Origin of the sequence: Actibacterium ureilyticum (assembly GCF_002285435.1) — a bacterium.
Classification (GTDB): Bacteria; Pseudomonadota; Alphaproteobacteria; order Rhodobacterales; family Rhodobacteraceae; genus Actibacterium_C; species Actibacterium_C ureilyticum.
Genome location: NZ_NSBT01000037.1, coordinates 578,183 through 601,450 on the forward strand (window position 1 = coordinate 578,183; position 23,268 = coordinate 601,450).

At 63.8% G+C, this 23,268-nt stretch carries 25 protein-coding genes; 7 read left to right on the forward strand and 18 right to left on the reverse strand.

From position 1 onward, the window contains the following. Positions 1–21: 21 nt before the first annotated feature. Positions 22–1,329, reverse strand: a complete 1,308-nt coding sequence (locus CLM60_RS15800; RefSeq protein WP_095590071.1) for a helix-turn-helix transcriptional regulator — start codon at positions 1,327–1,329, stop codon at positions 22–24. Between the two features lie 222 nt (positions 1,330–1,551). On the opposite strand from CLM60_RS15800, the gene CLM60_RS15805 reads away from it, so the two are divergent. The 5 genes from CLM60_RS15805 to CLM60_RS15825 all read left to right on the forward strand — a co-directional run bounded on the left by CLM60_RS15805 (position 1,552) and on the right by CLM60_RS15825 (position 6,800). Next, complete coding sequence (locus CLM60_RS15805; RefSeq protein ID WP_095590072.1) at positions 1,552–2,898, forward strand: substrate-binding protein; 1,347 nt, start codon at positions 1,552–1,554, stop codon at positions 2,896–2,898. Positions 2,899–3,002: 104 nt separating this feature from the next. Continuing rightward, complete coding sequence (locus tag CLM60_RS15810) at positions 3,003–4,052, forward strand: branched-chain amino acid ABC transporter permease (protein ID WP_095590073.1); 1,050 nt, start codon at positions 3,003–3,005, stop codon at positions 4,050–4,052. A 4-nt stretch (positions 4,053–4,056) separates the two neighbouring features. Beyond that, a complete protein-coding gene (locus tag CLM60_RS15815; RefSeq protein WP_095590074.1) occupies positions 4,057–5,265 on the forward strand; it encodes a branched-chain amino acid ABC transporter permease in 1,209 nt (402 codons plus the stop codon). A 13-nt stretch (positions 5,266–5,278) separates the two neighbouring features. Beyond that, entirely contained in the window at positions 5,279–6,034 is a 756-nt protein-coding gene (locus CLM60_RS15820) for an ABC transporter ATP-binding protein (protein WP_036560381.1), read from the forward strand. Positions 6,035–6,044: 10 nt separating this feature from the next. Further along, positions 6,045–6,800 carry an ABC transporter ATP-binding protein gene (locus CLM60_RS15825; RefSeq protein WP_095590075.1) on the forward strand — a complete coding sequence of 252 codons (756 nt, stop codon included), beginning with the start codon at positions 6,045–6,047 and terminating at the stop codon, positions 6,798–6,800. 81 nt (positions 6,801–6,881) lie between these two features. Here the strand turns inward: CLM60_RS15825 and CLM60_RS20985 are convergent, their stop codons facing one another. The 11 genes from CLM60_RS20985 to aptA form a co-directional block, all read right to left on the reverse strand. Beyond that, positions 6,882–7,034 carry a hypothetical protein gene (locus CLM60_RS20985; RefSeq protein WP_176473900.1) on the reverse strand — a complete coding sequence of 51 codons (153 nt, stop codon included), beginning with the start codon at positions 7,032–7,034 and terminating at the stop codon, positions 6,882–6,884. Positions 7,035–7,184: 150 nt separating this feature from the next. Then, complete coding sequence (locus CLM60_RS15830) at positions 7,185–7,814, reverse strand: VPLPA-CTERM sorting domain-containing protein (RefSeq protein ID WP_141246543.1); 630 nt, start codon at positions 7,812–7,814, stop codon at positions 7,185–7,187. Between the two features lie 297 nt (positions 7,815–8,111). Then, positions 8,112–9,092, reverse strand: a complete 981-nt coding sequence (locus CLM60_RS15835; protein WP_095590738.1) for an ABC transporter substrate-binding protein — start codon at positions 9,090–9,092, stop codon at positions 8,112–8,114. Between the two features lie 33 nt (positions 9,093–9,125). Beyond that, positions 9,126–9,971: an ABC transporter permease gene (locus CLM60_RS15840; protein ID WP_095590077.1), complete on the reverse strand. Its 846-nt coding sequence runs from the start codon at positions 9,969–9,971 to the stop codon at positions 9,126–9,128. Then, on the reverse strand, positions 9,968–10,831 hold the full coding sequence (locus CLM60_RS15845) for an ABC transporter permease (protein WP_095590078.1): 864 nt from the start codon (positions 10,829–10,831) through the stop codon (positions 9,968–9,970). Before CLM60_RS15845 ends, CLM60_RS15840 begins: the two co-directional genes overlap by 4 nt. A gap of 226 nt (positions 10,832–11,057) precedes the next feature. Continuing rightward, on the reverse strand, positions 11,058–11,501 hold the full coding sequence (locus tag CLM60_RS15850) for a GNAT family N-acetyltransferase (RefSeq protein ID WP_095590079.1): 444 nt from the start codon (positions 11,499–11,501) through the stop codon (positions 11,058–11,060). Beyond that, positions 11,494–12,276 carry an ABC transporter ATP-binding protein gene (locus CLM60_RS15855; protein ID WP_245848440.1) on the reverse strand — a complete coding sequence of 261 codons (783 nt, stop codon included), beginning with the start codon at positions 12,274–12,276 and terminating at the stop codon, positions 11,494–11,496. Before CLM60_RS15855 ends, CLM60_RS15850 begins: the two co-directional genes overlap by 8 nt. Positions 12,277–12,304: 28 nt before the next feature. Next, a complete protein-coding gene (gene hydA, locus CLM60_RS15860) occupies positions 12,305–13,759 on the reverse strand; it encodes a dihydropyrimidinase (protein ID WP_095590081.1) in 1,455 nt (484 codons plus the stop codon). 107 nt (positions 13,760–13,866) lie between these two features. After that, complete coding sequence (locus CLM60_RS15865; RefSeq protein WP_095590082.1) at positions 13,867–15,117, reverse strand: Zn-dependent hydrolase; 1,251 nt, start codon at positions 15,115–15,117, stop codon at positions 13,867–13,869. A 12-nt stretch (positions 15,118–15,129) separates the two neighbouring features. Next, entirely contained in the window at positions 15,130–15,417 is a 288-nt protein-coding gene (locus CLM60_RS15870) for a cupin domain-containing protein (RefSeq protein ID WP_095590083.1), read from the reverse strand. Further along, positions 15,414–16,739 carry an omega-aminotransferase AptA gene (aptA, locus tag CLM60_RS15875; protein WP_095590084.1) on the reverse strand — a complete coding sequence of 442 codons (1,326 nt, stop codon included), beginning with the start codon at positions 16,737–16,739 and terminating at the stop codon, positions 15,414–15,416. The genes CLM60_RS15870 and aptA overlap by 4 nt, the downstream gene beginning before the upstream one ends. Positions 16,740–17,002: 263 nt before the next feature. Here aptA and CLM60_RS15880 point away from each other — a divergent pair, with 263 nt between their 5' ends. Then, positions 17,003–17,617 carry a TetR family transcriptional regulator C-terminal domain-containing protein gene (locus tag CLM60_RS15880; RefSeq protein WP_095590085.1) on the forward strand — a complete coding sequence of 205 codons (615 nt, stop codon included), beginning with the start codon at positions 17,003–17,005 and terminating at the stop codon, positions 17,615–17,617. Here the strand turns inward: CLM60_RS15880 and CLM60_RS15885 are convergent. Further along, the gene (locus CLM60_RS15885) at positions 17,614–18,072 is read right to left on the reverse strand and encodes a carboxymuconolactone decarboxylase family protein (protein ID WP_095590086.1); all 459 of its coding nucleotides are present in this window, start codon (positions 18,070–18,072) and stop codon (positions 17,614–17,616) included. The genes CLM60_RS15880 and CLM60_RS15885 overlap by 4 nt on opposite strands. Positions 18,073–18,101: 29 nt before the next feature. Next, the gene (locus tag CLM60_RS15890) at positions 18,102–18,599 is read right to left on the reverse strand and encodes an RrF2 family transcriptional regulator (RefSeq protein WP_095590087.1); all 498 of its coding nucleotides are present in this window, start codon (positions 18,597–18,599) and stop codon (positions 18,102–18,104) included. Positions 18,600–18,770: 171 nt separating this feature from the next. Between CLM60_RS15890 and CLM60_RS15895 the strand changes: the two genes are divergently transcribed. Then, complete coding sequence (locus tag CLM60_RS15895; protein ID WP_095590088.1) at positions 18,771–19,097, forward strand: hypothetical protein; 327 nt, start codon at positions 18,771–18,773, stop codon at positions 19,095–19,097. An 18-nt stretch (positions 19,098–19,115) separates the two neighbouring features. Here CLM60_RS15895 and CLM60_RS15900 read toward each other — a convergent pair whose 3' ends face one another. From CLM60_RS15900 to CLM60_RS15915, 4 genes are all read right to left on the reverse strand, one after another. Next, on the reverse strand, positions 19,116–19,412 hold the full coding sequence (locus CLM60_RS15900) for a hypothetical protein (protein ID WP_095590089.1): 297 nt from the start codon (positions 19,410–19,412) through the stop codon (positions 19,116–19,118). Between the two features lie 65 nt (positions 19,413–19,477). After that, entirely contained in the window at positions 19,478–20,782 is a 1,305-nt protein-coding gene (gene preA / locus CLM60_RS15905; RefSeq protein ID WP_095590090.1) for an NAD-dependent dihydropyrimidine dehydrogenase subunit PreA, read from the reverse strand. Positions 20,783–20,795: 13 nt separating this feature from the next. Further along, positions 20,796–21,632, reverse strand: a complete 837-nt coding sequence (locus CLM60_RS15910) for a class I SAM-dependent methyltransferase (RefSeq protein ID WP_176473902.1) — start codon at positions 21,630–21,632, stop codon at positions 20,796–20,798. A 116-nt stretch (positions 21,633–21,748) separates the two neighbouring features. Further along, a complete protein-coding gene (locus CLM60_RS15915) occupies positions 21,749–23,098 on the reverse strand; it encodes an NAD(P)-dependent oxidoreductase (protein ID WP_176473903.1) in 1,350 nt (449 codons plus the stop codon). Between the last annotated feature and the right edge of the window lie 170 nt (positions 23,099–23,268).

The window sequence follows — 23,268 nt, forward strand, 5'->3', positions numbered from 1 at the left end:
ATTGCCAAGATATCCCCCCTGTCAAAACCCATCGCTCAGGATCGACGGCTCGCGCCGGGCGATGCAGTCGCCCAACGGACAGATCCGGCAGCTGGTGCCCACCGGCATCGCCTGCTCGCGCAGCGACAGGCCCGGATCGGCCAGGATCATCATCGACGCCTCGAGCACCGGCGGGCGGGTGAAATCCGATTGCGGCAGCGGCTGGCAGATCGCATAGGTCAGGAACCGGTGCGGCGTGCGGCCCGCGGTTTCGACCACCGACCGGATCGGCACCGACGGGCGCGACAGCGCCTGATAGAGCGGCCACAGCGGACAGGCCGCGCCGAACCGGGGCAGCGAGAACCCCTCGACCGGTTTGCGGAAGGTCAGCGTGCCCGACCCGTCGCACACCACCAGCCCGATGGAAAATCCGACGTCTTCCTTGGGCAGCGTGGCCAGCCGCCGGAACACCGCCGCCAATTCGGCGTCGAACTCCGCCGCCAGAACGGCCGGGTTCCAGCCACAGCGCGCGGCGGCATCCAGAAACTCGGCCGCCGGCATGCGCAGCGCGTCCTGCCGATAGCGTTTGAGATAGCTGCGCGCAAGTTCGCGCGCGGGCACCGATGTCAGCTCGGTCGCGTCCTTGACCAGCTGCTGCACCCGTGGCGCCCGCGCCCGTTCCAGCGGCGCCACGTGATGGCCGGTCTTGCGCAGAAACGCCTCGACCTCTTCCTGCGGGGACGAGATCATCTCGGCATCGCCGGTGGTCTCGTCCAGGTAATTGACCAGCGCCTGCGCGCCATGGGCCAGGCGCTGGCTCTCGTCGAAGATGTTGCGGTGGAACCGTTCCTGCCATTCGGGGTCGATATCGTCGGTATCGGCCAGGATCGCGGCGGTCGACCGGATCGCGGTCACCGTCGACAGGACCTCGTGCAGCGAGGCCGCCAGATGCGGGTCATGCGCCATGCGGTCGGTCAAAAGCTCGACCGTGCGCTCCAGATCGGCAATGCGCCGCGACTGGTCCGACAAGAGCGCCGCCCAGCCGGGAAAGCGGCCGACGAATTCCTCGATCCGGGTCATTTCCTCCTTGGCGCCGTTATGGGCCACCGCCGCCTCGCGCAGCGCCTCAAGCTGTGCGGCCTCGGCCCCCTCGGTCAGGGCCGAGGGTTCGACGCTGAGCCGACGCGCCAGATCAAGCAGCAATTTCCCGCCGATTCTGCGCCGGTTATGTTCGATCAGGTTCAGATAGGACGGCGAAATTCCCACGCCGCGCGCCACATCCGACTGCCGAAGCCCCAATACGAGTCGCCTTTCGCGAATTCTGGTTCCGGTAAGCGTGTTGCGCGGCATCTTGAATTTATCGCTCCATTACAAGGGCTTTCTGCGGGCGCGCGTAAATTACTTTACACCGCAACCTGTCAAGCTGTGCATATGTTTACTAAAAAACCTTTTGGCGTAAAGCAGTTGTTGATAAATTTTACAACCCTGCCCGATACTTGAACCACCTTGTAAAAGGTCTGGCCCCGCTGCTGAGGAGAGGCGTGGTCACTATCACAATTTGGGAGGATATCCATGTCTGAAACGACAGTGTCTCGTCGTGGCATGCTCAAAACCGGCGTGGCCGCCGGTGCGGGCGTTGCTCTGCCGACGATCTTTACGGCCTCGTCCGCCGCCGCCTATACCAACGAACCGACCGGCAGCACCGTGACCCTGGGCTTCAACGTGCCCCAGACCGGCCCCTATGCCGACGAGGGCGCCGACGAGCTGCGCGCCTATGAACTGGCGGTCGAACACCTGAACGGTGGCGGCGATGGCGGCATGATGGGCACCTTCAGCTCGAAGGCGCTTCAGGGCAATGGCATCCTGGGCAAGAAGGTCGAATTCGTGACCGGCGACACCCAGACGAAGTCGGACGCCGCCCGCGCATCGGCCAAGTCGATGATCGAAAAGGACGGCGCGGTGATGATCACCGGCGGGTCGTCCTCGGGCGTGGCGATTGCCGTGCAGGGCCTGTGCCAGGAAGCGGGCGTGATCTTCATGGCCGGTCTGACGCATTCCAACGACACCACCGGCAAGGACAAGAAAGCCAACGGCTTCCGCCACTTCTTCAACGGCTATATGTCGGGTGCCGCGCTGGCGCCGGTTCTGAAGTCGCTCTATGGCGATGACCGCAAGGCCTATCACCTGACCGCCGACTATACCTGGGGCTGGACGCAGCAGGAATCCATCGCCGCGGCGACCGAGGCGCTTGGCTGGGAAACCGTCAACAACGTGCTGACCCCGCTGGCCGCGACGGACTTCTCGTCCTATATCGCGCCGGTCCTAAACTCGGGCGCGGACGTGCTGGTTCTGAACCACTACGGCGGCAACATGGTGAACTCGCTGACCAACGCGGTGCAGTTCGGCCTGCGCGAAAAGGAAGTGAACGGCAAGAACTTCGAAATCGTGGTTCCGCTGTTCTCGCGCCTGATGGCACGCGGTGCGGGCGAGAACATCAAGAACATCGTGGGTTCGACCAACTGGCACTGGTCGCTGCAGGATGAGGGTTCGAAAGCCTTCGTCAAATCCTTCGGCACCAAATACGGCTTCCCGCCCAGCCAGGCCGCGCACACCGTGTACTGCCAGACCCTGCTTTATGCAGACGCCTGCGAACGCGCCGGAACCTTCAACCCCTGTGGCGTTGCCGAGGCCCTGGAAGGCTTCGAATTCGACGGTCTGGGCAACGGGCCGACGCTCTATCGCGCCGAGGACCACCAGTGCTTCAAGGACGTGCTGGTCGTGAAGGGCAAGGAAAACCCGACCTCGGAATTCGACCTGCTGGAAGTGGTCGAAGTCACCCCGGCGGCTCAGGTCACCTATGAGCCCGATCACCCGATGTTTGCCGGCGGCAACCTGGGCGAATGCAACCCGGGCGCCTGATTTCGGCCTGACATCATCCGGTCGCGCCGCGCGCGCGGCCGGAACCTTTGCCGTCCGGGCCCCGCCCGGAGACCGGCCACCAATTCCAGGAACAGGTGGGGAAGATGGACGCGATCCTTCTGCAGATTCTCAACGGCCTCGACAAGGGATCGGCCTATGCGCTGATCGCCCTGGGGCTGACACTTATTTTCGGCACGCTGGGCGTCGTGAACTTCGCCCATGGCGCGCTGTTCATGATCGGCGCCTTCTGTGCCGTGACGCTGAACAAGATCCTGACGCTGTCGCGCGAGATCGTCGATGAAACCCGGACCGACTTTCTGGGCAACCCGCTGAAGGTCAAGGTCCCTTATGTCGAAGGTTGGTTCGGCCCCGAACTGGGGGCTGCGATCATCGACTGGTCGGTGCCGCTGGCGATCCTGTTCGCGATCCCGGTGATGATTGCCATCGGCTATGTGATGGAACGCGGGCTGATCAAGCATTTCTACAAGCGTCCCCATGCCGACCAGATCCTGGTGACCTTCGGCCTGGCGATCGTCCTGCAAGAGGTGATCAAGTATTTCTATGGCGCCAACCCGATCCCGACCGGCGCCCCCGACGCGTTCCGGGGCAGCTTCGATTTCGGCGTGCTGCTGGGGTTCGATCCCAATGTGATCATCTACCCCTATTGGCGGCTTGTGTACTTCGTCTTTGCCGCCATCGTGATCGGCGCGGTCTTTGCGTTCCTGCAATTCACCACCTTCGGGATGGTGGTACGCGCGGGCATGGCCGACCGGGAAACCGTGGGCCTGCTGGGCATCAATATCGACCGCCGCTTCACCATCATGTTCGGCATCGCCGCCGCCGTGGCGGGGCTTGCGGGGGTGATGTACACGCCGATCAATTCACCCAATTACCACATGGGCATGGATTTCCTGGTCCTGTCCTTCGTCGTGGTGGTCGTGGGCGGCATGGGCAGCCTGCCCGGCGCTGTGGCCGCGGGGTTCCTGCTGGGCGTTCTGGAAAGCTTTGCCTCCTATTCGCCGATCAAGAACTTCTTCGAGACCTATCTGTTCCTGCCGTCGATCGACCAGATCATCATCTACCTTGTTGCAATCATCATCCTGCTGACCCGTCCGCGTGGACTGATGGGCCGCAAAGGCGTGATGGAGGACTGACCCCATGTTCGGACTGAATTCCAAAGACACCCGCCTGCTGCTGATCGTGGCCGCCCTGTGCCTGTTCGCGCCCTTCCTGCTGAACCCCTTCCCCGAAGGGTCCGAGCTGGCGCAGTTCAACGCGGGCTATCCCGACCTGATGCAGCGTTTCGTGATCTTCGGCATCTTTGCCATCGGCTTCAACATCCTGTTTGGCCTGACCGGCTATCTGTCCTTCGGCCATGCCGCCTTTCTGGGCGTCGGCTCATATTCGGCGGTGTGGATGTTCAAGCTTCTGGGCTATAACGTGTTGCCCGGCATCGTGCTGAGCGTGATCGTCGCGGGGCTCTTCAGCCTGCTGATCGGCTTCATCTCGTTGCGGCGGTCGGGGATCTATTTCTCGATCCTGACGCTGGCCTTCGCACAGATGTCGTTTGCCATGGCCTATTCGGTGCTGACACCGATCACCAATGGCGAAACCGGCCTTCAGGTCTATACCGACGATCCGCAATTCCTGATGGGGGCAAACTCGCCCAACGTGCCGCACCTGTTCGGGCTGCAGATGAACGCGACCTATAAGATGGAGCTGGGCGCCTGGCTGTTCCAGTTCAACGCGGGCTATTACCTGTGCGCGATTATCATGCTGGTGATGTTCTATCTGGCGGTGCGCATCTTCCGCTCGCCCTTCGGCATCATGCTGCGCGCGGTCAAGACCAATCAGAACCGGATGAACTTCACCGGGCTGAACTCGCGCCCCTATACGCTGGCGGCCTTCGTCATCTCGGGGATGTATGCCGGTCTGGCCGGTGGCCTGATGGCGTCGATGGACCCGCTGGCCGGGGCCGAACGGATGCAGTGGACCGCCTCGGGCGAGGTCGTTCTGATGACCATCCTGGGCGGCGCGGGCACACTGATCGGCCCGGTGCTGGGCGCGGGCTTCATCAAGTATTTCGAGAACATCTTCTCGAAGATCAACGACAGCGTCCTGCATGGCTGGTTCGCGTTCCTGCCCGACGGGCTCGAGGATTTCGTCGTCGCGATCCTGCACCCCTTCGTCGGCAAGGGCTGGCACCTGACCTTGGGCATCCTGTTCATGCTGGTGGTGATCTTCCTGCCCGGCGGCCTGATCGAGGGCGGCCAGCGTGTGGCACGGCTGTTCCGCCGCAAGAAGCAGACGCCCGATGGCAAGGACCCCGAGCATCACCCGAAACCCGCGCCCCATGTGGCCGAATAAGGAGAGCTGACAGATGGCAATTCTGGAAGTCAAAGACGTGGGCAAGCGGTTCGGGGGGCTACAGGCGCTTGGCGATGTGAACCTCAGCGTGGCGGAGAACACCTGCCACGCGATCATCGGCCCCAACGGCGCGGGCAAGTCCACCCTGCTGAACTGTCTGATCGGCAAGCTGATCCCGGATACCGGCAGCGTCATGTTCGACGGCAAGTCGGTGCTGGGCCGCAAACCGCACGAGATCAACCAGATGGGCATTTCCCGCGTGTTCCAGACGCCCGAGATCTTCGGCGATCTGACGGTGCTGGAAAACATGATGATCCCGATCTTCGCCGAACGCGACGGGGCGTTTGCCCTGAACCCCCTGAAGATGGCGGACAAGCAGGCCGACGTGATCGAACGGGCCGAGGCGATGCTGGAGGACATGAACATGGCCGACAAGCGCCACATGCATGCCGCCGCCATGTCGCGCGGTGACAAGCGGCGGCTGGAAATCGGCATGTGCCTGTCGCAACAGCCCCGCCTGTTGCTGCTGGACGAACCCACCGCCGGCATGGCGCGGGCCGACACCAACAATACCATCGACCTGCTGAAACAGATCAAGGACGAGCGCGACATCACCATCGCCATCATCGAACACGACATGCATGTGGTGTTCAGCTTGGCGGATCGGATCACCGTTCTGGCCCAGGGCACCCCCCTGGTCGAGGACACACCCGACAAGATCAAGGGCCATCCGAAGGTCCGCGAAGCCTATCTGGGCGAAAGCGCGTGAGGAAAGACTGATGAACGTCAAACCCGATTTCAGCAAGAACGCCAATGCCGCACAGACCGCCCCGGCCTTTCTGTCGGTCTGGGACATGCACGCCTATTATGGCGAAAGCTATATCGTGCAGGGCATCAACTTCAACGTCCACGAGGGCGAGATCCTGGCGCTGCTGGGCCGCAACGGGGCGGGCAAGACCTCGACCCTGCGCGCGATTGCCCGGCTGGGCGATCCGCAGGTCACCCATGGCGAAATCTGGCTGGACCACCAGCCGCTGCACAACATGGCCAGCCACGAGGCCGCGGTTGCGGGCTTGGGTCTGGTGCCCGAAGACCGCCGGATCATCCCCGGCCTGACGGTCGAGGAAAACCTGCAACTGGCGCAGATCGTGGAGCCGATCGGCTGGTCGCTGGACCGGCTTTACGACCTGTTCCCCCGCCTGGGCGAACGCCGCAAGCAAGAGGGCGTGACCCTGTCGGGCGGCGAGCAGCAGATGCTGGCCATCGCCCGCGCGCTGGCACGCGACATCAAGGTGCTGTTGCTGGACGAACCCTATGAAGGGCTGGCGCCGGTGATCGTGGACGAGATCGAAAAGACCCTCATCCACATCAAGGAACAGGGCATGACCACGGTCATCGTCGAACAGAACGCGGTGCGCGCGCTGGAACTGGCCGACCGGTCGGTCATTCTGGACACCGGCACCATCGTCTTCGACGGGCTGGCATCCGAGGTTCTGGAAAACGAGGAACTGCGCGCCGAATATCTGGCGATCTAAGGCGGCCTTGATATCCCACCGCGAAAGCCCGGCCATCACGGCCGGGCTTTTTCATGACCCCTGCCCCGCCTCGGGCCGGTGTCAGCAGCCCGGCGGCGGCGTCGGATCGACCCGGCTCAACTCGGACACGCCCGGCTCGCATTCGCCGATCTGCTCTTCGATCTCGTCCGCGCATCCGGCCAGACCAGCCGCCAGAACCACGATCACCATGAAACGCTGAAATACCGAAACCATCTGAACCCTCCTGCAAAAGTTTCCGCAGGCAAAGTGTCGCACACCCGTCGGGTTGCGGCCTTGACCGGGATCAAGCGCGGGCGGGCCCTGCAACGACAAAGGGCTGGCGCGATGCACCAGCCCTTGCTCAGATGAAATGTCGGGGTCGCTTTACGACTTGCGGCGACGATACAGACCCAGGACACCCAGGGCACCGATCAGCGCCAGGCCGGTGGCCGGCAGCGGAACCGCGGTGATCCGCAGGCCGGTGAACTGACGCCCGGCGGTGCTGTCCCAGAAGCTGATCGATGTCAGCCCGGTCTTGCCCAGCGGCAGTTCGGCATCGGCCAGAACCGCGCTCAGGTCGTTGGGATCGCTGAAGGTCGGCAGGCCATAGACGAAGTCCATCGCGTTATGCAGCACGAAGGTGTTCGTGGCGCTTGCGCTGGTTTCGATCGAGTCGATCTTCAGGCTCTGCCCGTCGTTGCGTGCAACGACCGAAAGGCCATCGGCCAGCGTCAGCGTGGTGCCCGAGGTCGCGCCGACCAGCTTGATCGTCGCGGTCGGATCCGCAAACATGCCGGTGTTGACGTAAGCCGCCGTATCCAGCGCCGAGTCGTCGATGCTGATCTCGACCTTCACGCGCTCGCCGGACAGGAACTGGTTGAAGTCGAAGGTATTGGTGTTGTTGGACGTCCCCGTCACCGCGCCGATGAAGAACGACGTCGTGACCGTGGCCGCGCTGGCAGCCGTACCGGCCATTGCGATGGCGGCGCCTGCGATAAGGTTTCTTACAAACATATTAAGCCTCGTCTGAGCTCAAGGTTAATTTCCTGACCCCATCCTGCGCGGATGACGTACCATTTCAATAAAAATCAGGGACATACCCGTGGCGCAACCTTAATTACCACATTTCCGCCACAATTGAGGCTCGAACCGCCCCGAAATGTGGCATCGCTGCCTTATTTGGCCGTTTTTGAACCGCATTCCTGCATATTTCTGCGGCAAAGCAGAAACGCGCCGCTGCAGTGCAACATTGATTCGTGGCAACGGCGCAGGGATTCCCGCGCCGTTCCTTGTTTCATTGCCGGTTCGCATTTACTGCAGCGCGGCATCGGTGATGGCATGGGTCCAGGCGCCATCGGGCGTTTCCTTGATCACGCCGCCGGACATCACGATCTCGACCGTGCGGTCATAGGCGGCGGGGTCCAGCGCGCCGTTCGATCCGGCGGTCAGCTTGGCGATCTCGCCCATCATCCGCTTCTGGTGGGTTTCGGTCTGCGCGCCGGTCTCGTCATATTCCAGCACGATCTCGGCCGCCTCGTCGGGGTTGGCCTCGGCATATTTCCAGCCCTTCATGCTGGCGCGCACGAAGCGGGTCAGCTTGTCGGCTTCGGCCGGGTCGGCCAGCATCTCCTCGGTGGTGTAAAGCCCGTCTTCCAGGGTCGAGATCCCCTCGTCCTCGTATTTGAACACCACCAGATCGTCGGGGCTCAGGCCCGCATCGATCACCTGCCAGTATTCGTTATAGGTCATGGTCGTCGCGCATTCGACCTGCTTTTGCAGCAGCGGATCGACGTTGAAGTTGATCTTCTGGATCGTCACGCCGCCCTCGGACCCGTCGGTCGGGATGCCCAGCTTGCCCATCCAGGTGAACAGCGGAATCTCGTTGCCGAAGAACCAAGTGCCCAGCGTGTGGCCCGGGAATTCCGCCGGGCTGGTGATGCCGTGTTCCTTCAGACAGGTCAGCATCAACCCCGAAGACGCGAAGGGCTGCGCGATGTTCACAATGGGCGCCCCCTGCTCGCGCGCGGCCAGGGCCGAGGGCATCCAGTCGACCATCACATCGGCCCCGCCGCCCAGCAGAACCTGCACCGGCGCGATATCCGGCCCGCCCGGCTTGATGGTGACATCCAGATCCTCGTCGCCATAGAACCCTTTTTCCAGCGCGACGTAATAGCCCGCGAATTGCGCCTGGGTCACCCACTTCAGCTGCAGCGTCATATCGTCGGCTGCCTGGGCGCCACAGGCAAGCAGCGAAAACGCCCCCGCCAATGTCGTTGTCAGTCGCTTGTTCATCATGAACCTCCTTGTTGTTATGCGGGCTGTTGATCAGCCGCGTTGCGAGGGGTGCCAAAAGGTCACCCCCTTCTCGATCGCGGCGACGGCCCCGTAAAAGGCCGACCCCGCCAAGGCCGCGACCGCGATCTCGGCCCAGACCATATCCAGGCCCAGGCGTCCGACCTCGGTCGAAATGCGAAACCCCATCCCCTGGATGGGCGAGCCGAAGAACTCGGCCACGATGGCACCGATCAGCGCCAGCGTGGTCGAGATCTTGAGTCCGTTGAAAATGAACGGCATCGCCGCCGGCAGGCGCAGCTTGAACAGGCTCTGCCAATAGCCGGCGGAATAGGTCTTCATCAGGTCGCGCTGCATCGCCGTGGTGTCGGCCAGCCCCTGTACCGTGTTGACCAGCATCGGAAAGAACACCATCACCACGACCACGGCGGCCTTCGACTGCCAGTCGACCCCGAACCACATCACCAGGATCGGCGCGGTCCCGATGATCGGCAGGGCGGCCACGAAATTGCCCACCGGCAGCAGCCCGCGTTGCAAGAACGGCGACCGGTCGATGGCAATCGCCGTCAGGAACGCCGTCCCGCAGCCGATGACATAACCGCTGAGCGCGCCCTTGACCGCCGTTTGCACGAAATCCACCCACAGGATGCCCGGCGACGCCCCGATCCGCGCCGCAATCGCCGACGGCGGCGGCAGGATCACGCCCGGCACCTGAAGCCCGCGCACCAGAAGCTCCCACACCACCAACAGGGTCAGACCGAAAATCGCCGGCACCGCCAGCCGCGCCCACCGGGTCCGGTTCAGCGGCGATCCGGCAATGCGGGCATTCACCCACCACGCCCCCAGCCAGATCGCGATTGCCAAAGCCACCAGGATCATCGCGCCATCCCCATGCGTTTCAACGTCACCCGCTGGATCAGCCCGACAATCCCCACCAGCGCCGCCGCCACGATGGCCGCGGCGAACAGCGCCGACCAGATCTGGATCGTCTGCCCGTAATAGCTGCCCGACAGCATCCGCGCGCCCAGGCCCCGGATCGCCCCGGTCGGCAGCTCGCCCACGATGGCCCCCACCAGGCTGGCCGCCACACCGATCTTCAGCGACGTGAACAGATAGGGCATCGAGGCCGGCAGCCGCAGCTTCCAGAACACCTGCCCCGCACTGGCGCTATAGGTGCGCATCAGGTCCAGCTGCATCGCATCGGGGCTGCGCAACCCCTTGACCATGCCCACCACCACCGGAAAGAACGACAGATAGGCGCTGATGAACGCCTTGGGCAACAGCCCCTGCACCCCAACCGAATTCAGCACCACGATGATCATCGGCGCAATCGCTAGGATCGGGATCGTCTGGCTGGCAATCGCCCAGGGCATAACGCTCATGTCCATGGCCCGGTTGTGCACGATCCCCACCGCCAGCAGAATCCCCAACCCCGTGCCAATGCCAAAGCCCAGCAGCGTCGCCGAAAGCGTGATCCAGCCGTGAAAGACCAGGCTGCGCTTGCTGGTGATCTTCTTGCCGACCGTGGTATCCCACAGCTCGGCCACCACCTGATGCGGCGCCGGCAGGCGCGGGCGATCCTGCGACCAGGTATCCGCCACCAGCGCCGATACGCTCAACTCGGTCCCCGCCCGCGCCGCCTGATCCCGCGCCCATTGCGCATTCATGAAAATCGCCGCCGCGTACCAGATCGCCACGATGGCAGCGATGACGGTCAGGATCGGTACCAGCGTCCTCATGATGCGCCCGCCCCCTTCATTGCTCCCGGAATACTCCCGCCGGAGGCACTAAATCTTTCAGCGCATCGCCCGGCCACTCTGTCGCGCCGTGAGTATTTTAAGAACAATGAAAGGTTTATGTTCGCATCCTGACCCCACGGTACAGGCTGGAGAGCCGATGACCGTGAGCGATGAAAGCCCCCTGACCCCTCGTGGCAGGGGGCGGCGTTCCAAGCCGCGCCCAACATCATGCAGCCACCTCCCGCCGCCATTCCATCCGCAGCTCCGGCAGGCCGTCATCGCCCTCGGCGATTTGCTCCACGGGAACGAACCCTTCGCGCCGATAGAACCGATGTGCTCTGGTATTTGGGCCATGCGTGTGCAGACAGGCAAAGTCGCGCCCGCATTTCACACGATCGACCAGAGCCTTACCCAGCCCCCGCCCGCGTGCGGCAGTATAGAGGCCGATAATCCGTGCGGTTTCCGGATCGAAGGACAGGTAGCCGGCGACCGGCTTGCCCACCACATAGATCTCGCGCATCGGCAGCGCCTCGGCGAACATCTCCTCGAAATCCGCCAAGGTGAAGCGCTTCGGCATCCAATCCGTCTGCTGCACCCAGTCATGCACGATGCGGGCGCAGGCGGGCATGTCTTCGGGCCCGGCCCGGCGGGTAACCAGCGCCTCAGTCATAGGCATGCCCCGCCCGCAGCCCCTCGCGCACCCGATGCGCGATTTCCAGGAATTCCGGCGTGTCGCGGATATCCAGCGGGCGCTCTTTCGGCAGCGGGCTGTCGATCACATCGGTGATCCGGCCCGGGCGCGGGCTCATCACCACGATCTTGGTCGACAGATACACCGCCTCGGGGATCGAATGGGTGACGAAGCCGATAGTCTTTTCGGTGCGCGCCCACAGCGCCAAAAGCTGCTCGTTCAGGTGATCGCGCACGATCTCGTCCAGCGCGCCGAAAGGTTCGTCCATCAGCAGGATATCGGCATTAAAGGCCAGCGCGCGCGCGATGCTGGCGCGCTGTTGCATCCCACCCGACAGCTGCCATGGGAATTTCTTACCAAATCCAGCAAGATCAACCAGTTCCAGAACATTCTTCACGCGGCTTTCCTGATCGGCCCTGGAAAACCCCATGATCTCCAGCGGCAGCTTGATATTGCCCGCAATCGTGCGCCACGGGTACAAACCCGCCGCCTGGAACACATAGCCATAGGCGCGCGCCTGACGTGCCGCATCCGGCGACATCCCATTGACGGTGATCTGCCCGCCGGTGGCCTGTTCCAAGCCCGCGATGACCCGCAGAAAGGTGGTCTTACCGCAGCCTGACGGCCCGATGAAACTGACGAAATCGCCCTTGTCGATGGTCAGGTCGACACCTTTCAGCGCATGGACCGGGCCGTCATTGGTCTGAAATGTCAGATCGAGGTTTTTTGCCTCGATTACAGGCGCTTGCGTCACGCTCTTGATCCCCTTTTTCAACTTTCGATCACACACCCGTCGCCGGAATGCCCGTGCGCTCCACCGGGCGGGGCGCGGTCAGTTCCTTCCACGTGCTCAGCGCCGTGTTCACCGTGGCATTGGGCGCGCGCTTGACGAACTTGCCATGCCCCTCCTGCGTGCGGATCTCACCGTCATAAACCGCGACCTGTCCGCGTGTCAGCGTAAACCGCGGCAGGCCCTTTACATGGTGGCCTTCGAACACGTTGTAGTCGATGGCCGACTGCTGCGCGCTGGCGGTTATGGTCTTTTCCTTGGCCGGATCCCAGACCACGATATCCGCATCCGCGCCCACAAGGATCGCGCCCTTTTTCGGATAGCAATTCAATATCTTGGCGATGTTTGTTGATGTAACGGCCACGAATTCATTCGGCGTCAGGCGCCCCGTGGCGACCCCTTGGGTCCAAAGCATCGGCAGGCGATCCTCCAACCCGCCGGTGCCGTTGGGGATCTTGGAAAAATCACCCACCCCATAGCGCTTCTGTTCGGTGGTAAAGGCGCAGTGATCGGTCGCCACGACCGACAATGAGCCCGACTGCAAACCCGCCCACAGGCTGTCTTGATGCTTCTTGTCGCGGAAGGGCGGCGACATCACCCGGCGCGCGGCATGGTCCCAATCGGGATGGAAATACTCGCTTTCATCCAGCGTCAGATGCTGGATCAGCGGCTCGCCCCAGACGCGCTTGCCCTGCTGCTTGGCGCGCCGGATCGCCTCATGCGCCTCTTCGCAGGACGTATGCACCACGTAAAGCGGCACACCCGCCATGTCGGCGATCATGATGGCGCGGTTGGTGGCCTCGCCCTCGACCTGGGTCGGCCGGCTATAGGCATGCGCCTCGGGCCCGATGTTCCCCTCGGCCAGCAGCTTGGCGGTCAGCTCGGCCACCACGTCGCCGTTTTCGGCATGGACCAGCGCGGTGGCGCCCAGTTCGGCCAGCCGCTGGAAAGACGCATACATCTCGTCATCATTCACCATCAGCGCGCCCTTATAGGCCATGAAATGCTTGAAGGTGTTGATGCCGCGCTCCTTGACCACGGCCTCCATCTCGTTGAAGACCTGCTCGCCCCACCATGTGACGGCCATGTGAAAGCTGTAATCGCAATTGGCGCGCGTCGATTTGTTGTCCCACATCTGCAGCGCGTCCAGCAGGCCCTGTTCCGGGCTGGGCAGCGCGAAATCGATGACCATCGTGGTGCCGCCCGACAACGCCGCGCGGGTGCCGCTTTCGAAATCGTCACTGGAATAGGTGCCCATGAAGGGCATCTCCAGATGCGTATGCGGGTCGATCCCGCCCGGCATCACATAGCAACCGGTGGCGTCCAGAACCTCGTCGCCCTTCAGGTCGGGGCCGATTTCGATGATCTGCCCCCCCTCGACCAGCACATCGGCCTTATAGGTCAGGTCGGCGGTCACGATGGTGCCGTTCTTGATGACTGTGCTCATGGTTCAACTCCCTCTTCGATACCAGATGCGCCCGAAGACGCGCCCCTGATTCATTGTTCTTCAAATACTCCGGGGGTCCGGGGGCAGCGCCCCCGGCCTACCCCGGCTCACCCCACCACCTCGGCGGTTTCCAGAACCGCATGCAGCAACACATCGGTGCCCGCGGCGGCCCATTCGGGGCTGATCTCTTCGGCCTCGTTATGGCTCAGCCCGTCGACGCAGGGGCACATGATCATCGAGGTCGGCGCGACATCGTTGATCCAGCAGGCGTCATGCCCCGCGCCCGAGACGATATCCATGTGGCTATAGCCCAGCCGCTCGGCCGCGTTGCGCACCGCGGTGACACAGGCTTCGTCAAAGGCGGGCGGATCGAACTGGCCCGAGATCTCCCAACTCAGCTCGGTGCCGATCTCGGTGCAAAGCGCCGGCGCCTTTTCGGAAAATTCCGCCATCATGGCGTCGATCACCTCCTGCAGGTGGCTGCGGAAATCGACGGTGAAGACGACCTTGCCGGGGATGATGTTGCGGCTGTTGGGATAGACATCGATATGGCCGATGGCGCCCACGGCGTTGGGCTGGTGCTTCATCGCGATCTCGTGCACCAGCTCGGTGATCCGCGCCAGCCCCCGGCCCGCGTTCAGGCGCATATGCATTGGCGTGGAACCGGTGTGGCTTTCCTTGCCCGTCACCGTGCATTCGATCCAGCGCAGCCCCTGCCCGTGGGTCACGACGCCGATATCCTTGCCCTCGGCCTCCAGGATCGGGCCCTGTTCGATGTGCAGCTCGAACATGGCGTGCATCTTGCGCGCGCCGACCTCCTCGTCGCCGACCCAGCCGATGCGCTTCAGCTCGTCGCCAAAGCGCTTGCCCTCGGCATCGACGCGGTCATAGGCCCAGTCCTGCGTGTGGCGTCCGGTGAACACGCCCGAGGCCAGCATCGCCGGCGCAAAGCGCGTGCCTTCCTCGTTCGTCCAGTTGGCGACGACAATCGGGTGCCGGGTTTTGATGCCCAGGTCGTTCATCGACCGGACCACTTCCAGCCCGCCCAGAACGCCCAGCACACCGTCGTATTTGCCGCCCGTGGGCTGGGTATCCAGGTGGCTGCCCATATAGACCGGCAGCGCATCGGGGTCCGTGCCCGCCCGGGTGGCGAACATGTTGCCCATCGTGTCGACCCCCATGGTCATGCCCGCATCCTCGCACCATTTGCGGAACAGCGCGCGGCCCTCGGCATCTTCGTCCGTCAGGGTCTGGCGGTTGTTGCCACCGGCGATGCCGGGGCCGATCTTGGCCATCTCCATCAGGCTGTCCCACAGGCGGGACGGGTTGATGCGCAGGTTCTCTCCGGGGGCGGGCATTGGGGGGTCTCCCTATTTCAGTTCCACTTCGACGAAGGCCATCGGCTGGTCCCCGTCATTCACGACATTATGTTCGATACCCGCCTGCCGGGCATAGGCCGCCCCCGCAGGCACGGTGGTGCGCCGGGTGTCGCCGTCCGGCATTTGCAGCAGCATGTGGCAATCGGTGATCGCGGTGATGACGTAATCGAACCCGTGGCGATGCCAGCCCGTTTCCGCACCGGGGGCAAAGTCGAACCGCGTCACACGCACGCGGTCATCGTCGATCAATTGGGTTGCAACCGCCTCCGGCCGTGTCATTCCGCCCCTTTCAGAACTTCGCGCAGGGTGCCGACCAGCTGGTCGATATGGGATTTCTCGAAGATCAGCGGCGGCGACATGGCGATCGTGTCCCCGGTAAAGCGCAGCAGCACGCCCTTTTCATAGGCCGCCAGGAACACATCGAACGCCCGCTTGCCCGGCGCATCCGGGATCGGTTCCAGCTCGACCGCGCCGACCAGCCCCATATTGCGGATGTCGATCACGTTCGGGCAGTCGCGCAGCCCGTGCAGGGCGTCCTCGAAATAAGGGGCCAGCGCGGCGGCGCGTTCGAAAAGCGCCTCTTCGCGATAGAGCTCCAGCGTGGCCAGACCCGCGGCCGAGGCCAGCGGGTGCCCCGAATAGGTATAGCCGTGGAAAAGCTCGATCATGTGCTCGGGGCCATGCATGAAGGCGTCGTGGATCTGCGAGGTGACCAGAACCGCCCCCATCGGCACCGTGCCGCCGGTCAGGCCCTTGGCGGTGGTGATCAGATCGGGCGTCACGCCGAAATACTCGGTGGCAAAGCTGGCGCCCAGACGGCCAAAGCCGGTGATCACCTCGTCAAAGATCAGCAGGATGCCGTGACGGGTACAGATCTCGCGCAGCTTTTCCAGATAGCCCTTGGGCGGCAGCAGCACACCGGCCGAGCCCGCCATCGGCTCGACGATCACGGCGGCGATGGTTTCCGGCCCGTGCAACTGGGCGATCCGTTCCAGCTCGTCGGCCAGATGGGCCCCATGTTCGGGCTGGCCACGGGTAAAGGCGTTTTCCGTCAGGTGGGTGTGCGGCAGATGGTCGACCCCGTTCAGCAGCGTGCCGAACATGCGGCGGTTGTTGACCAGACCGCCGACCGATATGCCGCCGAAGCCCACCCCGTGATAGCCCTTTTCGCGGCCGATCAGACGGGTGCGCTGCCCCTGCCCCTTGGCCCGGTGATAGGCCAGCGCGATCTTCAGCGCGGTATCGACGCTTTCGGACCCGGAATTGGTGAAAAAGACGTGCTGGAACGGCTCGGGCGCCATGTCGCGCACGGCGCTGGCCAGTTCGAACGCCTTGGGGTGGTTCATCTGGAAACCGGGGGCATAGTCCAGCTCTCCCGCCTGCTGGCGGATCGCCTCGACGATCTTGGGGCGGTTGTGCCCCGCGTTGCAGCACCACAGCCCCGCCGTGCCGTCCAGGATCTGGCGCCCGTCCTGCGCGGTATAGAAAACGCCATCGGCCGATACCAGCATGCGCGGGGCCTGCTTGAACTGCCGGTTCGCGGTGAAGGGCATCCAATAGGCCGACAGGTCATTGGGAACGGAATTGCGATCAAGGGCCATGGGCACCCCCCGGAAAGTTGCGGTTCAGACTGGATTTGCCCAGCGGCCCCGGCTAGTTTTACCAAATGGTCAGGATCACGCTAACAGAGCAACAATGGCAGTCAAGGATATCCCGGCGCATGTCGTCAAGCCGATCCAGACCCCGCGCAGAAAAGGGGCATCGCCCCGCCTGTTGCGCGCGCGCATTGGGCAAGTCGATAATAGCATGATTTTCGCGCTTCCCGTTGGACAAACCGTCGCTTGATTCAGTAGAACCCGCCGCCATGACACAACCGAAACCACAGACCCGCATTCAGAAGAAAAACACCACGGCAATTCTGGACGCGGCGCTGGAGGTGTTTTCGCAACACGGCTATCGCGGCGCCACGCTGGACCAGATCGCGCGCGCCGCCGATCTGTCCAAGCCCAACCTGCTGTATTACTTCCCGTCGAAAGAGGCGATCCATGTCGCGCTTCTGTCGGGGCTGATGGACACCTGGCTGGACCCGCTGCGGGCGCTGGACCCCGATGGCAAACCGGTGGACGAGATCATCGGCTATGTGCATCGCAAGCTGCAGATCAGCCGCGCCTATCCGCGCGAAAGCCGGCTGTTTGCCAATGAGATCATCCAGGGCGCCCCGCGCATCCACGAGGTTCTGGGCGGCGAGCTGAAGACGCTGGTCGACGAAAAGGCCCGAGTCCTGCAGGGCTGGATGGATGCGGGCCAGATCGCGCCCGCCGATCCGCATCACCTGATCTTCTCGATCTGGGCGCTGACCCAGCATTACGCCGATTTCGATGTGCAGGTGCGCGCCATCCTGGGCCCGGATACCGGGCGCAATTTCGACGGCGCGCAGGCCTATCTGGACGTGCTGTTCAACAAGCTGCTGGCGCCCTAGGCGGCCACGGCGCCAGGCGCGGCATGGACGGACCGGAACGCCACCGACAGGCGGTTCCAGCTGTTGATCATAACCACAACTGCGGTCAGCTTGATGATCTGGTCGTCGGGGAAATGCTGCCGGGTTTCGGCCCACAGCGCATCGTCGGGGCCTTGGGCGCCCAGGCGGGTGACCGCCTCGGTCCAGGCCAGCGCGGCCCGTTCGCGCGAGGTATACAGGAAGCTGTCCCGCCAGGCCGATGTCAGATACAGGCGCTGTTCGGTCTCGCCGTCCTTGCGGGCCTCGCGCGTGTGCATGTCGACGCAAAAGGCGCAGCCGTTCAGTTGCGAGGCGCGCAGCTTCACCAGATGCAGCAGGCTGGGTTCCAACCCTGCCGCTTCGATCTGGTCGTTCAGGGCCAGGAATCCTTGCATCAGCTGCGGGGCGTCTTTCCAGGCGTTCACTCTGGCTTCCATGAGATCTCTCCGTCTATTGGTGGTCGGTTTCAGCCCTGCTGCCGCAAGTTCTCTTTCAAAAACGCCGCGCCCCGGGCCAGGACGCAGTCGGCGGCGTGGTCCATATGTTCCCGGACCAGTTCGCTGATCGGGGTCCGGGCCAACGCATCGCGATAGGCCCGTTCGGCGCGCAGCATCGCCACGCTGATCCCGCACGGGTCGGGAAAGGCCGTGGCATCGGGCGGGTTCGGCCCCGCGCGGCGGATCTCGCGGCAGCGAAAGGCGGGCGCGCCCCCTTCGACCGCCAGCACGATGTCCAGCAACGTGATCCGGTCCGCCGCACGGGCCAGCCGATAGCCGCCCTTCGGCCCCGAGACAGACACCAGCACATCGGCGGCGACCAAAGCCTTGAGATGTTTCAGCAAATAGCTGGCCGAGACACCGTGAAACCGCGCCAGATCCGCCCCCGACAGCACGGCATCCTGCGGAATGCTCGCCAGAAGTGTCACACAGTGGATCGCCGCTTCGACCCCATCGCTCATCTTCATGTCGCGCCCTCTTTTATCTGGATACAGATTATCGTGGATATTTTTTATCCGCAATTGATTCGACATCCGGGACACGGAAAATTCATCTCAAATTGCGATCTTAAATCGCTGTTCAGATCCGTTGGCGAAATCTAAACAGGTCTGGTGGGGGCATTTTGCCGGGAATAGGGCATGATCACACTTTCGGACACCCGCTGGCAGGCCGTCCTGCCGCTCAGATCGGTGGATATTCAGCTTCCCGATCTGCCCAAGACACAACGCATCGCCGCCACCAGCGACGGCGGGCAGATGAATGGCGAATTCGACGCCGCGTTTTCGGATGGCAGCCTGACCCGCGCGCCCTTCGATCCCGATGCGCCGACCGGTCCACCGCCCGCGTTCGAGGCCAACGTGCTGGAGGCGCGGTATGAAACCTGGGCGCGGCCGGATTTCGACCTGACGGACCACCCGCCGCAGGATGCCGAAACCACCGCGCCGCAGATCGACCGGCGCCGCTGATCCGGGATGCGGGCGGGATCAATCGCCGCCCGGATCACGTTCGGCCCAGATGCGATAGCGGCGGGTCACCTCGGATTCCAGGATCTTGAAGGCCAGCCAACTGGCCAGCGCGACCGCCCCGCCCAGCCCCAGCCACGCCATCTGCACCAGCGCGCCCGCGCGGATCGCCAGCCAGCCGTGTTCGCGGATGAAATAGACATTCGCCATGGCCAGCGAAAACAGGTTTACGGTGACAAAGGCGAAGATCACCACCGCCGCCCCGGCGGCGGCCAGAACCAGCAGCACTGGCCAGCGGGTGATGTTCAGAAACTGCATCCGGCGGCACCCCTTCCCTGCGGGCAAGGGTGCCGTCCCGGTCATGCCGCGGTCAAGTCACGATGTCATTCCGCCGCCTGCGCCGACGGGTTGTTGGGGTGCATCGTCCAGTTGGCGTAATCGTCCTGCACCGGTTTGCCGGTGCGCGGATCGGTCTCGCCCGTGGGCAGTTCGCGCATGGTGATGCAGCCCTCGACCGGGCAGACATTCACACACAGGTTGCAGGCCACGCATTCCTCGTCCTTGACGGTAAAGGTCCGGTCGGCGGACATCGCGATGGCCTGGTGGCTGGTATCCTCGCACGCCGCATAGCAGCGTCCGCATTTGATACAGGCGTCCTGGTCGATTTCGGCCTTGGTGATGAAATTCAGGTTCAGATACTGCCAGTCGGTCACGTTGGGCGTGGCCAGGCCGGTGACCTCGGCCACGGATTTATAGCCCTTGTCGTCCATCCATTGCGACAGGCCCGCCGCCATTTCCTGTACCACCTTGAAGCCATAGGTCATGGCCGCGGTGCAAACCTGGACATTGCCCGCCCCCAGCGCCAGGAATTCTGCCGCATCGCGCCATGTGGTCACCCCGCCGATGCCGGAAATCGGCAGCCCGGCGGTTTCCGGGTCGCGCGCGATCTCGGCCACCATGTTCAGCGCGATGGGTTTCACCGCCGGGCCGCAATAGCCGCCATGGCTGCCCTTGCCATCAATCGACGGCTCGGGCGACATCGTGTCCAGATTGACCGAGGTGATCGAGCTGACCGTGTTGATCAGGCTGACCGCATCCGCCCCACCGTTATGCGCCGCCCGCGCCGGATAGCGGATATCGGTGATGTTGGGGGTCAGCTTCACGATCACCGGCTTGTCGTAATATTCCTTGCACCAGCGGGTGACCATTTCGATATATTCCGGCACCTGCCCCACGGCGCTGCCCATGCCGCGTTCGCTCATCCCGTGCGGGCAGCCGAAGTTCAGCTCGATCCCGTCGGCGCCGGTTTCCGCTACACGCGGCAGGATCGCCTTCCACGCGGCTTCCTCGCACGGCACCATGATCGACGCGATCAGCGCGCGGTCGGGATAGTCCGCCTTGACCCGCGCCATTTCCTCGAGGTTGGTTTCCAGCGGGCGGTCGGTGATCAGCTCGATATTGTTCAGCCCCAACAGCCGCCGGTCCGCACCCCAGACCGCGCCGTAACGCGGCCCGTTCACATTGACCACGGGCGGGCCTTCGGCGCCCAGCGTCTTCCAGACGACGCCGCCCCAGCCGGCCTCGAACGCGCGGCGGACATTGTATTCCTTGTCCGTCGGCGGCGCGCTGGCCAGCCAGAACGGGTTGGGCGATGTGATGCCGGCGAATTCGGTTGTCAGGTCGGCCATGCTGGGTCCTTTCCTAGCGGGTCAGACGAAAGATCATTTCGGTCGGGGCGACGCGCCCGGCCTTGAGGTTTGCGACATAGTTCTTCAGCTTCAGCGGTGCGCTGTCGCCCATCATCAGGTGAATGCCCAGCGGCGGCGGCCCGTCGCGTTCGACAGCGGCGAAGACCTTGGCAAAGAAATCTTCGGCGAATGCGCTGCGGTCGCGGCTGCCGGTCAGGGCAAACCCCGCCTGGGCGGCGGCGGTTTCGTATTCATCCGCATCCGCCAGGAACGAGGTTTCGGGACGTTCCGCCCAAGGCAGCGGCAGGGTCAGCGGCGTCTTCGCCGCGCCCTTCATCACGTCGAACAGCGCAAAGGTGCCCCCGGGGCGCAGGACGCGCGCGACCTCGTGCAGCAGGGCGCGCTTGTCTTCGATATTCATGCCCACATGCATCATCACCGCCACGTCGAACGCGTCATTCGCCAGCGGCAGTTGCAGCGCGCTGCCCACTTGGTGCGTCACCCGGTCCGAAAGCCCCACCAGCCGGTTCAGCGCATTGGCGGTGTCGACGAATTCCGGCGTCAGGTCGACGCCCGTCACCCTGGCCCCGAACCGGTCGGCCACATAGCGCGAGGTGCCGCCGATCCCCGCCCCCACATCCAGCACCGCCATGTCGGGCGTGATATGCACCTGATCCAGCAGCGCCTCGGTCGCGGCGACGCCGCCGGTGTGAAATTCGTCGCCCGGTTTCAGGTCGGCGGGCCGGGCCCGGGCGGGGTCGATGCCCATCTGCCCCAGCGCGCCCAGAATGCGGTCGTAAAGCGCACCGGTGGTGTAATGTGCGGCCACTGCGGCCTCCGTCCGGTTCATGACGGACCTCCAATGATTTGATGAATAAATACGCGTCATCGTATCATCAAATCAGTGCAGCGGGCATACCCCGGCGGGGGTATGCGGCGCGTGTTCCGGTCCCCGGCGGTCATGGCTCAGACCATCAGCTGGGCGTGGATGTCTTCGGCGGCATCGCGCCCTTCGGCCACCGCCGTCACCGTCAGATCGTCGCCGCCCGACGCGCAATCGCCCCCGGCCCAGACATTGGGCAGGCTGGTGCGCCCCGGGCCGGTCACGGCGATCTTGCGCCCGCACAGATCCAGCCCCTGCGGCGCGCCATCCAGCGACTGGCCGATGGCCTTGAACAGCTGGTCGGCCTTCAGGCGGAAGGTCTGGCCGGTTTCGCGCAAACCGTCGGGGGTTTCTTCGGTATAGCGGAACTCGATCGCCTCGAGCGCATCCTTGCCGATGAACCGGACCGGCACCGCGCCGGTGATGATGCGCACGCCCTTGCTGGCGGCGTGGTCCTGCTCGTGTTCGCTGGCGCTCATCCGCTCGCGGCCCCGGCGATAGACCATGGTGACATGTTCCGCGCCCAGCAGCTTGGACTGCACCGCCGCATCGACCGCCGTCATGCCGCCGCCGATCACCACCACGTCGCGGCCCACGGCGATCTTTGACAGATCACCGGCTTGGCGCAGTTCCGAAATGAAATCAACGGCATCACGGATATGGGTCGTTTCCTCGCCATCGATGCGCAGGGCGTTCACCCCCGCCAGTCCGATGGCCAGAAACACCGCGTCGAACGTGCCCCGCAGCGTATCCAGATGCAGGTCGCGCCCCAGCGCCTTGCCGGTTTCGATGGTGATGCCGCCAATGCCCATCAGCCATGCGACCTCGGCCTGGGCGAAATCGTTCACCGTCTTATAGGCGGCGATGCCGTATTCGTTCAGCCCGCCGGGTTTCGCCCGCGCGTCGTAAAGCACCACGTCATGGCCATGCATCGCCAGCCGGTGCGCACAGGACAACCCCGCCGGCCCCGCGCCGACAATGGCGATCCGCTTGCCGGTTTCCGGCGCGCGGGCAAAGGGATGCCCCCCCGCCGCCATCAGCGCATCGGTGGCAAAGCGTTGCAGGCGCCCGATCTCGACCGGCTTGCCCTCGGCCACCTCGCGCACGCAGACCTCCTCGCACAGCTGTTCGGTCGGACAGACCCGCGCGCACATGCCGCCCAGGATGTTCTGTTCCAGGATCGTCCGCGCCGCCGCCTTGGGCTGACCGGTCTGGATCTCGCGGATGAACAGCGGGATGTCGATGGTGGTGGGACAGGCCGTCATGCAGGGCGCGTCGTGACAGAAATAGCACCGGTCGGCGGCCACGGCGGCCTCGTGCGCGTCAAAAGGCGGCGCCTTGTCAGAGAAATTGTCGTGATAGTCGTCGGGCGAAAGTCGTCCGGGGACGACGCCGGGGGTCAAATGGCTGTTGCGCACGGGGCCTCCGTTCATTGCATGGCTTTGACGGGTTCAGCCTGCCACGGGTCCTATTTTTTATCAAACGGTAAATTTTAAATCCCCCGCAAGCCCCCGATCTTGCCGGTTTGCGGGGCAATCCCGACCCGATTTGCCCAATTTCGCGCCTGTCTGCATCGGGATTTCGGGGCTGGGGCCGTCAACTC